This is a genomic window from Streptomyces sp. A 4/2 (assembly GCF_940670765.1).
Classification (GTDB): Bacteria; Actinomycetota; Actinomycetes; order Streptomycetales; family Streptomycetaceae; genus Streptomyces.
Map to the genome: position 1 here is coordinate 254,208 of NZ_CALNVW010000002.1, position 11,335 is coordinate 265,542.

Consider the following 11,335-nt stretch of genomic DNA (forward strand, 5'->3'; position numbering starts at 1 on the left):
CGTACCAGTCTGCCAGGACTGGCCCGTCCTTCAAAATTCCGGACAGTTGGCCAACCCCGGGCGGGCCGGATCTATTCCGGGGTGGGCCTCTACGAGCTGGTCACGACCTTGCCCGCCTCGCCCTGGTCGCCCGCGGAGCCCTTGGTCGCGGCGGCCGGAATGGGCCGGTCCTGCTTCAGCGCGGTCCACACCTGCTGCGCCTTCGCCTCCAGCGGGATCACCCGGTTGGGATCCGCCGGGTCGTACTCGACGGGCATCGTGACCATCTTCATGTCGCCCGCGCCGATGCCCTTGAGCCCGTTCGCGAAGCTCACCAGACTCTTGACGGAGTTGATGTCGGAGTCGGTGGTGACCGTCTTGGTGGCGGTGTCCGCGAGGTTGTAGAGCTTCGTGGGGCTGGTGAATACCCCGACGTGCTTGATCTGGTTGATCAGCGCCTTGATGAAGGCCTGCTGGAGCTGTATGCGGCCGAGGTCGCTGCCGTCGCCGACGCCGTGCCTGGTGCGTACGAGGCCGAGCGCGTCCTCGCCGTTGAGCGTGTGGGTGCCCGCCGCGAGGTGCAGGTGGCTCTTGTCGTCGTTGATCGCCTTGGTGGTGGTGACGGGCACACCGCCCAGGTCGTCGATGAGCTTCTGGAAGCCGGAGAAGTCGACCTCCAGATAGTGGTCCATCCGGATCCCGGACATCTTCTCGACGGTCTTCACCGCGCAGGCCGGACCCCCGCTCTCGTACGCCGTGTTGAACATGGCGTGCTGCGCGCCCGCGACCGTGCCGCCCTTGGAGTCGGTGCAGTCGGGCCGGTCCACGAGGGTGTCGCGGGGGATCGACACGACACTGGCCTTCTTGTGGCCCTGGTAGACGTGGACGACCATCGCGGTGTCCGAGCGGGCGCCGCCCTCGTCCTTGCCGTACTTGGAGTTCGCCCCCGCGCGGGAGTCGGAGCCGAGCACCAGGATGTCCATGGAGCCGTTGTCGACCTTGGCGGGGCGGTCGGTGCCGAGCTGGGCGTTGATGTCGACGCTCTTGAGGTTGCCGTCGAGCTTGAAGTAGAGGAAGCCCAGTCCGCCGCCGCCGAGTACGACGACTCCGGCGGCCACCCATGCCGTGATGGTCAGCGTCCTGCGCCGGGTGGATGCCCTCCTGCGGCGTTTGCCGCTGCCCCGTATTCGGCCCGCCTTCTGTGACTCGCCCATGTCCCCTCCAGCTTCTCGGTGGTCGCGCTACCCCCTGCCCCGAAGTTCAGGCAACGGTGTGTCATCACTTGGGAGACGACGTATCTCGCGAAAGCGTTGCACAACACCCTGTGACCTCAGCGTGCGCGGAAGTGACAGGGCGTAGTCGGGCAACTGCCGCAAAGCGGCCCTCACCTGGGGTTTTCGGCAGTACGGGGCGAACCCGGGACGACCGGCCCCGGTGCGCGGGCTGTGGCGAACGTCTCGGAGGCCGCCGATGCGGCCCGACGGGGCGGCGGAGCGGTGCCGGAGACGCGGCGGGGGAACGGAAAAGGGGTGTGAAAGCCGGACACCACTCCCACACACAACTGGCCCGCCCCGTCACTTCCGTGACGGGGCGGGCCAGTTGACAATCCGTGACGGAACGTCAGTCGTTGCCGCTCCCGGGCGTGGTCTTCGCGATCTGCATCAGGAACTCGGCGTTCGACTTGGTCTTCTTCATCTTGTCGAGCAGCAGCTCGATCGCCTGCTGCGAGTCGAGCGCGTGGAGCACCCGGCGCAGCTTCCAGACGATGGCGAGCTCCTCCGCGTTCAGGAGGATCTCTTCCTTACGCGTACCGGACGGGTCGACGTCCACCGCGGGGAAGATGCGCTTGTCGGCGAGCTTCCGGTCGAGCTTGAGCTCCATGTTGCCGGTGCCCTTGAACTCCTCGAAGATCACCTCGTCCATGCGCGAGCCGGTCTCGACCAGCGCGGTGGCGAGGATGGTCAGCGAGCCGCCGTCCTCGATGTTCCGCGCGGCACCGAAGAAGCGCTTCGGCGGGTAGAGGGCGGTCGAGTCGACACCACCGGAGAGGATGCGCCCGGAGGCCGGGGCCGCCAGGTTGTACGCACGGCCCAGGCGGGTGATCGAGTCGAGCAGCACGACCACGTCGTGACCCAGCTCCACGAGGCGCTTGGCGCGCTCGATGGCCAGCTCGGCGACGGTGGTGTGGTCCTCGGCCGGACGGTCGAAGGTCGAGGAGATGACCTCGCCCTTCACCGACCGCTGCATGTCGGTGACCTCTTCCGGACGCTCGTCGACGAGGACGACCATCAGGTGGCACTCGGGGTTGTTGACCGTGATCGCGTTGGCGATGGCCTGCATGATCATGGTCTTACCGGTCTTCGGCGGGGCCACGATCAGACCGCGCTGGCCCTTGCCGATCGGCGCGACGAGGTCGATGATCCGGGTCGTCAGCACACCCGGGTCGGTCTCCAGGCGGAGCCGGTCCTGCGGGTACAGCGGAGTCAGCTTCTGGAACTCCGGGCGCCCGCGGCCGGATTCGGCCGCCATGCCGTTCGCCGAGTCGAGGCGGACGAGCGCGTTGAACTTCTCGCGGCGCTCGCCGTCCTTGGGCTGGCGGACGGCGCCGGTGACGTGGTCACCCTTGCGCAGGCCGTTCTTACGGACCTGGGCGAGCGAGACGTACACGTCGTTCGGGCCCGGCAGGTAGCCGGAGGTCCGGATGAACGCGTAGTTGTCCAGGATGTCCAGGATGCCCGCGACGGGGATCAGGACGTCGTCGTCGGCGACCTGGGGCGCGTCACCGAACTCCTGGCGCTCGCCACGACGGCCGCGGCGGTCACGGTAGCGGCCACGGCGACCACGGCGGCCTCCGTCGAAGTCGTCGTCGTTCTCGTCGGCGCGCGGGCCGCTGCTCTGGTTGCCCTGGCGCTGCTGGCGCTGGCTGCCCTGCTGGTCGTCGCCCTTGCCACCGCGGTCGCGGCGGTCGCGCTGGCTGCCGCGCTCACCGCGCTCCTGACGGTCACCGCGGTCGCCGCGCTCCTGTCGGTCCCCGCGGTCCTGGCGGTCGCCGCGCTCCCGGCGGTCACCGCGCTGGCCACGGTCACGACGGCCTTCGGCGCTGTCGGTGGCGGCCTCGGCCGGAGCCTCGGTCTTCACGTCGGTGCCGGCGGAGTGCGTCTCCGCGGTGGCGTCCGTCTTCGGGGCCTTGGCCTCGGCGGCGGACGTCGTGGTCTCGGGGCTGCCCGCCTGGGCGGTGGCCCGACGGCGACGGCGCTCGCCGGCCGGCTGGTCGTCGCTGGCAGGCTGACCGGGGATGTCGATCTGCTGCTGGGCCGCGGACTTCTCGGCCGCCGCGGACTCGTCACCCGTACGGGACTTGGAGGTGGCACGGCGCTTCGGCTTGGTCTCGGCCGTCGACGCGCTGTCCGCGCTCTTGGCGGGCTTGGCGGCCTGGGCGCTCTTGGGCGCGGACGAACCGGCCTGCGCCTCCTTGATGACCTCGATCAGCTGGCTCTTGCGCATCCGTGCGGTGCCTTTGATACCGAGGCCGGACGCGACCTGCTGCAGCTCGGCCAGGACCATGCCGTCGAGGCCGGTGCCGGAGCGGCGGCGCCGTGCGGTGCTGCCGGTAGCAGCACCGGCGGCGGACGCGGCGTCGACATTGTTGTCGGCAGTCACGCCCATCAGATCGGTGGTGTCGCTCACGAAGGGTCCTTCCCTGGAGCGGGCGTCGGCCTGTCTGGCTCGGCGACCGGTTGTGCTGTCCGACTGCGGTTCTGGATCTTGACTGATCGCGAACCGACGCCGGGGCGGTGGTCCGCCGGGGTACGGCGGAGGGCAAGACGTGCTTGGGGTCCGGCAGAGGCCGGTTCCGGAGCGTGCTCGAAACTGCTCAGGCAGGCTGCTCAGGCAGTTGGGGAGGCTCCCGGAGGAAAAGGCGGTCCCTGATGGGGACACTGAGCACCGCGCCACAAAGGCGTCGAGTGCAGACTTGAGGTTAACACTACCGGATCCAACAAATATTCCCCCTCTCGTTCACCGGCAACCGGGCGCTCCTACGTACCCAGCGGTAGAACGCTCGCACCCGAGGCGTCGAGCGGCAGCCGGTTGGCCGCCCACCCTTCGCCCGCCAGCCGTGCGACCTTTTCGGCCGCACCGTTCTCGACCAGCGCGAGCACCGTGGGGCCCGCGCCGGAGATGACCGCGGGGACGCCGTCCGCCCGCAGTCGGTTGACCAGGGCCACGCTCTCGGGCATCGCCGGAGCACGGTACTCCTGGTGCAGTCGGTCCTCGGTCGCCGCGAACAGCAGCTCGGGGCGCCTGGTCAGCGCCTCCACGAGCAGAGCCGCGCGACCCGCGTTGGCAGCCGCGTCCACATGGGGGACGGCCCGCGGGAGGAGGCCCCGCGCGGTCTCGGTGAGCACCGGCCTGCTGGGGACGAAAACCACCGGAACGATGGAATCCGCAGGATCCATCCTGATGGCCCGCGCCGCTCCCCCGTCGGTCCAGGCGAGGGTGAAGCCGCCGAGCAGGCAGGCGGCCACGTTGTCGGGGTGGCCCTCGATCTCGGTGGCCAGTTCGAGCAGGGCCTCGTCGTCGAGCTTCTCGGCCCCGCCTATGGTCACGGCGCGGGCGGCGACGATGCCCGCGCAGATGGCGGCGGACGAGGAGCCGAGGCCGCGGCCGTGCGGGATGCGGTTGGCGCAGACGACCTCCAGGCCGCGCGGCTGCCCGCCGAGCAGGTCGAAGGCCGTACGCAGGGAGCGTACGAGCAGGTGGTTCTCGTCGCGCGGGAGCGTCTCGGCGCCCTCACCCGCGATGTCGACGTGCAGCCCGGTGTCGGCGACCCGGACGACCACGTCGTCGTACAGCCCCAGCGACAGGCCGAAGGCGTCGAAGCCCGGCCCGAGGTTGGCGCTGGTGGCGGGGGTGCGCACCCGGACGGCGGCGGCACGGAACGCGGGACCGGCCATCGCTCTGACGACTCTCCTTGTGAGACCGCGGCTCTGCTGTCGACCGCGAGGTTTTTACGGTGAATTCGGCTGTGTTTCCCGGGAGAACGCTCCCCCGGCGGCCCCTGGCCGGACGACCCTACGAGCACTGCGGGCATCACGACAACAACACCGCGGCACATTGCGGCGGGGTGGGTTGAGTACAGCTTATCGAAGGAAGGTTCTGTCGCGACATAGGGCGCACAGGAGGCGCACGATGCGTGTCGTATGCCTCCTATGCGCTCTCGGTTCCGAAAGGGCCGGAGAGAGACCGGAGATGAGCCTGTGAGAGCCCGGGGCACGAGCCCCGGAGCGCTACGGCACGAGGTCCGGGCACTCCGGGCGCAAGCACCGGAGCGCTACTGGACGAGGCCCAGGCGCTCGGCGGCCACCACGGCGTCCACCGGGACGGTGAACGGCTGCGGGGCTCCCGCGACCGCCCAGTCCGGGTCCTTCAGGCCGTTGCCGGTGACCGTGCAGACGATTTTCTGGCCGGGGTCGACCTTGCCCTCTTCGGCGGCCTTCAGCAGGCCCGCGACCGAGGCGGCCGACGCGGGTTCCACGAAGACGCCTTCCTGGGAGGCCAACAGCCGGTAGGCCGACAGGATCTGACGGTCGGTGACCTCGTCGATGAAACCGCCCGACTCGTCACGGGCGTCGAGGGCGAACTGCCAGGAGGCCGGGTTGCCGATCCGGATCGCCGTGGCGATGGTGGACGGGTCCTTGACGATCTCGCCGCGCACGATGGGCGCGGAGCCGGAGGCCTGGAAACCCCACATCCGGGGGGTGCGGGTGGCCGGCCCGTCCGCCGCGTACTCCCCGTAGCCCTTCCAGTACGCCGTGATGTTGCCGGCGTTGCCGACGGGCAGCACATGGATGTCCGGGGCGTCACCGAGGGCGTCGACGATCTCGAACGCGCCGGTCTTCTGCCCCTCGATACGGGACGGATTGACCGAATTGACCAGCGCCACCGGGTAGTTGTCGGAGAGCGAGCGGGCCAGCGTGAGGCAGTCGTCGAAGTTGCCGTCGACCTGGAGGATCCTGGCGCCGTGGACCAGCGCCTGACCCATCTTGCCGAGGGCGATCTTGCCCTGCGGCACCAGGACCGCACAGACCATTCCGGCCCGTACGGCGTAGGCGGCGGCCGAGGCCGAGGTGTTGCCGGTGGAGGCGCAGATGACGGCCTGCGCGCCCTGCTCCTTGGCGTGGGTGATCGCCATGGTCATACCGCGGTCCTTGAAGGACCCCGTGGGGTTGGCGCCCTCGACCTTGAGGTGCACCTCGCAGCCCGTGCGCTCGGAAAGAACCTGCGCGGGGACGAGCGGCGTACCGCCCTCACGGAGCGTGACGACGGGCGTCGTGCTCGTGACCGGGAGCCGGTCCCGGTACTCCTCGATGATGCCGCGCCACTGGTGGGTGCCCTTGGTGGTCATGGGTCCTTACTCCCCTTCAACACGCATGATGCTGGCGACACCGAGCACGGTGTCGAGCTTGCGCAGCGCCTCGACGGTCCCGGAGAGGGCGGCGTCGGGCGCGCGGTGGGTGACGACGACGAGGGACGCCTCGCCGCCTCCGCCCGCCCGTCGCCCGTCGGTACCCTGCTCGATGGCGACCTCGTCACCGCTGCCTGAATTCCGGCTCTGCTGGCGGACCGTGTCGATCGATACGCCCTGTTCGGCGAAGACCGTGGCGACCTGGGCGAGAACACCCGGTTTGTCGGCCACGTCGAGGCTCATGTGGTACCGCGTGACGACGTCGCCCATGGGGCTGACGGGCAGCCGGGTGTACGCGGATTCGCCGGGCCCGGTGGCCCCGTTGAGCTTGTTCCGGCAGACCGCCACGAGGTCGCCGAGGACCGCTGACGCGGTGGGCGAGCCGCCGGCGCCGGGACCGTAGAACATGAGCTGTCCGGCCGCCTCCGCCTCGACGAAGACCGCGTTGTACGCCTCACGGACGGAGGCCAGCGGGTGGCTGAGCGGGATCATCGCCGGGTGGACTCGGGCCGTGACGGACTTGCCGTCGGCGGCCCGCTCGCAGATGGCGAGGAGCTTGACGGTGCAGCCCATGCGCTTGGCGGACGCGATGTCGGCGGCGGTGACCTCGGTGAGGCCCTCGCGGTGCACGTCGTCCAGGCGCACCCGGGTGTGGAAGGCGATACCGGCGAGGATGGCGGCCTTGGCGGCGGCGTCGAAGCCCTCGACGTCGGCGGTGGGGTCGGCCTCGGCGTACCCGAGGGCCGTGGCCTCGTCGAGCGCCTCGGAGTACCCGGCGCCGGTGCTGTCCATCTTGTCGAGGATGAAGTTCGTGGTGCCGTTGACGATGCCGAGGACCCGGTTCACCTTGTCGCCCGCGAGCGATTCGCGCAGGGGGCGCACCAGCGGGATCGCACCGGCGACGGCGGCCTCGTAGTAGAGGTCCCGGCCGTGCTCCTGGGCCACCGCGTGCAGAGCGGCGCCGTCCTTGGCGAGCAGCGCCTTGTTGGCGGAGACGACGCTCGCGCCGTGCTCGAAGGCGGTGGTGATCAGCGCGCGGGCGGGCTCGATACCGCCGATGACCTCGATGACGACGTCGATGTCGCCCCGTTTGACCAGGGCCATCGCATCGGTGGTGATGAGGGAGGGGTCGACCCCCTCACGGACCTTGGAGGGGCGGCGGACCGCCACACCGGCGAGCTCGACGGGGGCACCGATGCGTGCCGCGAGGTCGTCGGCGTGCGTCGTCATGATGCGCGCCACCTCTGAGCCGACGACTCCACAGCCCAGCAGCGCCACCTTCAGCGGACGCGTACGCATCATCCGACCTCACTTCTCATACTTCTACGGTGTGGACCAGTCTCACTCACCGGACGGGAGTTTCTATCCCCCGTCCGGATCGTGAGACGACTATTTCACTACCCGACATCGAGGCGCAGGAGATCTTCCTCCGTCTCACGCCGGACGATCACCCGGGCCTCGCCGTCCCTGACGGCGACGACGGGCGGGCGCAGCGCGTGGTTGTAGTTGCTCGCCATGGAACGGCAGTACGCCCCGGTGGCGGGAACGGCGAGGAGGTCACCCGGCGCGAGGTCCGCGGGCAGGAACGCGTCCTTGACCAGGATGTCGCCGCTCTCGCAGTGCTTGCCGACCACGCGGACGAGCATCGGCTCGGCGGTCGACGTACGGGAGACGAGGGCGACGCTGTACTCGGCGTCGTAGAGGGCCGTACGGATGTTGTCGGACATGCCGCCGTCGACACTGACGTAGGTACGCAGCCCCTCCAGCGGCTTGATGGTGCCGACCTCGTACAGCGTGAAGGCGGTGGGTCCGACGATGGCGCGTCCCGGCTCGACCGAGATGCGCGGCGTGGTCAGTCCCGCCGACTCGCACTCCCGGGTGACGATCTCGCCGAGCGCCTTGGCGATCTCGTGCGGCTCGCGCGGGTCGTCCTCCGAGGTGTACGCGATGCCGAGGCCGCCGCCGAGGTCGATCTCGGGGAGCTCGACGCCGTGTTCGTCGCGCACCTCGGCGAGGAGCTGCACCACCCGGCGTGCGGAGACCTCGAAGCCCGCCATGTCGAAGATCTGCGACCCGATGTGCGAGTGGATACCGATGAGTTCGAGCCCGTCGAGCTTGAGCGCCCTGCGGACGGCCTCGGCGGCCTGCCCGTCGGCGAGCGCGATCCCGAACTTCTGGTCCTCGTGGGCGGTGGCGATGAACTCGTGGGTGTGCGCCTCGACGCCGACCGTCACCCGGATCTGTACCCGCTGGCGCTTGCCGCGGCTCTGCGCGATGTGCGCGACGCGGACGATCTCCTGGAAGGAGTCGAGCACGATGCGTCCGACGCCGGCGTCGACGGCCCGCTCGATCTCCTCGGTGGTCTTGTTGTTGCCGTGGAAGGCGATCCGCGCGGCGGGCATCCCGGCGGCCAGCGCGGTGGTCAGCTCGCCACCGGAGCAGACGTCGAGGTTCAGCCCCTCTTCCTGGAGCCACTTCACGACGGCGCGCGAGAGGAACGCCTTGCCCGCGTAGAAGACGTCCGCGTCCCGCCCGAAGGCGTCCGCCCAGGCCCGGCACCTGGCGCGGAAGTCGGCCTCGTCGAGGAAGTAGGCGGGGGTGCCGAACTCCTCGGCCAGCCGGGTCACTTCGATCCCGCCGACAGTGACGACGCCGTCCGCGTCGCGGCCGACCGTACGCGACCACACCTTCTCGTCCAGGGAGTTGAGGTCCTCGGCGGGGGCCGAGTAGTGCCCCTCGGTGTAGACGTCGGCGTGCCGGGGCCCGGCGGGGTGTGCGGAACGGCTCATCTCTTCGCTCTTTCAGATGTGTTCGGGTGCGCTGATGCCGAGCAGGGACAGGCCGCCTGCCAGCACCGTCCCGGCGGCTTCGGCGAGAGCGAGCCGGGATCGGTGGGCGGCCGAGGGTTTCTCGTCACCGACGGGCAGCACGCTGATGTGGAACTCCAGGAACGCGTCGGCGACCGTCACCAGATGCCGGGCGAGCCGGTGCGGCGCCCCGGCCTCGACCACGGCGGGGTAATCGGCCAGGGCCCCGAGGAGAGCGGACCGGCCGGGGGGCGGCGCGGTCGCGCACGCGGTTCCGGTCCCCGTCCCGCTGCCCTGTTCGCACGTGGGCGCGGGGCCGCCGTCCTGCGCGTACGCGGGCGCGAAACCGTCCTCCTCGTACGCGGGCTCCTCGTACGCGGGCTCCTCGTACGCGGGCTCCTCGTACGCGGGCGCGAAGCCGAGGTCGCGGGCGTTGCGCAGCAGCGCGCGGCTGCGGGCGTGCGCGTACTGCACCCGGAAGAGGGGGTTGCTCCCGCGCCGGACCAGCAGTCCGTCGCCACCGCCGACCAGGGCGTCCCAGCGGCCGGCGTCGGCCCCGAGGCGGGGGTCTGCGGGCGCGGCGCTCCGGAAGGCGGTGGGCGAGCCGCCGCCGTACCGCAGGCCCTGCTCCCGCACGGTCCGTACGACGGTGTCCGAGGTGTCGGGCGCCAGCGTGAAGTTCAGGAATCCCGGGCCGGTGATCTCGACGCACGCGATCCCGCGCGTACCGGCGATCCGCCCGCGCAGAGCCTCGGCGACCGCCCGGGGCGGCATCCCGGCCGGACCGGCCAGTTGGAGGGCCGCGCTGGTGGCGTAGTCCCCGCGCCCGCCGGGCCGGGGCCGTTCGATCTTGACCCGCTCGGGAACAACCACGCTCAGGGCACCCTCGTCCACCGCGCGGCGCACGGCGTGCGCGACGGTACGGGAGAGCTCTGCGGGAGTCACAGGACAAGCGTATGGGAGAAGGGGGGGCTCTCCGCGAACCGGTTTCGCCATCCGGTCAGCCGAGCGCGCTCCCGGCCCTTCCGGCAGGCCGGGATGCGCCCTGGGGACCGGCGCCGACCGGCCCGCGCGCCGGGGACCCGTCCCGCCGGATCCGCATCAGCTGCCCCACGAGCTGGATCAGCTCGGCGGGCTCGAACGGCTTGGACAGAAAGGCGTCGACCCCGGACGCGAGCCCGTTCTCCACCTCGTGGTTCGTGCACGCGCTGATGATCGCGAGCGGCAGCAGGCTCGTCCGCGGGTCGGAGCGCAGCCGGGCGGCGGTACTCAGCCCGTCCAGGCGCGGCATGACGACGTCCAGGGTGATCACGTCGGGGGCGACCCGGTGCACGATGTCCAGACATTCGACACCATCGGCCGCGGTCACGACCTCGAAGCCCTCCAGCTCGAGGTTGACCCTGATCAACTGGCGGATGACCTTGTTGTCATCGACAACAAGCACCCGGCCGTACGTGCCAGACACACCCCTGAGCGTAGAACCGCCGGCACCACCACGTCCGGGTTTTGCCCACTTCCGCCCGGCACGGGCAACCGGTGGCAGACCGGCGCGAGACCGGCGCGAGACCGGCGGGAGATCAACGGTCGTCCCGCCCGCGGAAATGCTGTTCATGGACACCCCCGCTGAGCTGGTAGGGTTCTACCCGTCGCCGCTCACAGCGGCGGTTCGCCCCCGTAGCTCAGGGGATAGAGCATCGGCCTCCGGAGCCGGGTGCGCAGGTTCGAATCCTGCCGGGGGCACCTTGCAAAAGGTGCCGAACAGGCCCTCTGATCAGGCATTACGCCAGATCGGGGGGTCTGTTGTCATGTGTGCGGCCGGATATCTCCGGAGCACCCCCAGGGACACCCGACAGGCCTCACGGGACAGATCCGGTATCACCTTCACCGAACCGGACCGATCGTCATGTACCGGCAGATATCGCCCCCTTGGGCGACGACACGGCGCCGCACGCACAGGCGTGGAGCTCCACCCGCACGGTATCGACTATCATTTTCAATAAGCGTTGAGGGGTCGACCCCGACCCCGGCACCGCCCATCCCTCCCGTCCCGCCCACCCGTCCGGCCTTCTCCGCACCCCCCGGT

General features: G+C 70.3%; 8 protein-coding genes and 1 tRNA gene. 1 reads left to right on the top strand and 8 read right to left on the bottom strand.

Going from position 1 to position 11,335, the window contains the following annotated elements:
• Nucleotides 1-89: 89 nt before the first annotated feature.
• The 8 genes from NBY69_RS01890 to NBY69_RS01925 all read right to left on the bottom strand — a co-directional run bounded on the left by NBY69_RS01890 (nucleotide 90) and on the right by NBY69_RS01925 (nucleotide 10,717).
• A complete protein-coding gene (locus NBY69_RS01890; RefSeq protein ID WP_250297815.1) occupies nucleotides 90-1,193 on the bottom strand; it encodes an LCP family protein in 1,104 nt (367 codons plus the stop codon).
• Between the two features lie 406 nt (nucleotides 1,194-1,599).
• Nucleotides 1,600-3,666, bottom strand: a complete 2,067-nt coding sequence (gene rho / locus NBY69_RS01895; RefSeq protein WP_250297816.1) for a transcription termination factor Rho — start codon at nucleotides 3,664-3,666, stop codon at nucleotides 1,600-1,602.
• A 350-nt stretch (nucleotides 3,667-4,016) separates the two neighbouring features.
• Nucleotides 4,017-4,934, bottom strand: a complete 918-nt coding sequence (thrB, locus tag NBY69_RS01900) for a homoserine kinase (protein ID WP_250297817.1) — start codon at nucleotides 4,932-4,934, stop codon at nucleotides 4,017-4,019.
• Between the two features lie 377 nt (nucleotides 4,935-5,311).
• Nucleotides 5,312-6,385, bottom strand: a complete 1,074-nt coding sequence (gene thrC, locus NBY69_RS01905) for a threonine synthase (RefSeq protein WP_250297818.1) — start codon at nucleotides 6,383-6,385, stop codon at nucleotides 5,312-5,314.
• Nucleotides 6,386-6,391: 6 nt separating this feature from the next.
• Nucleotides 6,392-7,747: a homoserine dehydrogenase gene (locus tag NBY69_RS01910; protein ID WP_250297819.1), complete on the bottom strand. Its 1,356-nt coding sequence runs from the start codon at nucleotides 7,745-7,747 to the stop codon at nucleotides 6,392-6,394.
• 95 nt (nucleotides 7,748-7,842) lie between these two features.
• The gene (lysA, locus tag NBY69_RS01915) at nucleotides 7,843-9,234 is read right to left on the bottom strand and encodes a diaminopimelate decarboxylase (protein ID WP_250297820.1); all 1,392 of its coding nucleotides are present in this window, start codon (nucleotides 9,232-9,234) and stop codon (nucleotides 7,843-7,845) included.
• 12 nt (nucleotides 9,235-9,246) lie between these two features.
• Nucleotides 9,247-10,197: an ArgS-related anticodon-binding protein NrtL gene (gene nrtL, locus NBY69_RS01920; RefSeq protein WP_250297821.1), complete on the bottom strand. Its 951-nt coding sequence runs from the start codon at nucleotides 10,195-10,197 to the stop codon at nucleotides 9,247-9,249.
• Between the two features lie 55 nt (nucleotides 10,198-10,252).
• On the bottom strand, nucleotides 10,253-10,717 hold the full coding sequence (locus NBY69_RS01925; protein ID WP_250297822.1) for a PleD family two-component system response regulator: 465 nt from the start codon (nucleotides 10,715-10,717) through the stop codon (nucleotides 10,253-10,255).
• A 203-nt stretch (nucleotides 10,718-10,920) separates the two neighbouring features.
• On the opposite strand from NBY69_RS01925, the gene NBY69_RS01930 reads away from it, so the two are divergent.
• Nucleotides 10,921-10,992: transfer RNA gene (locus NBY69_RS01930), tRNA-Arg, on the top strand.
• The last annotated feature ends 343 nt before the right edge of the window (nucleotides 10,993-11,335 follow it).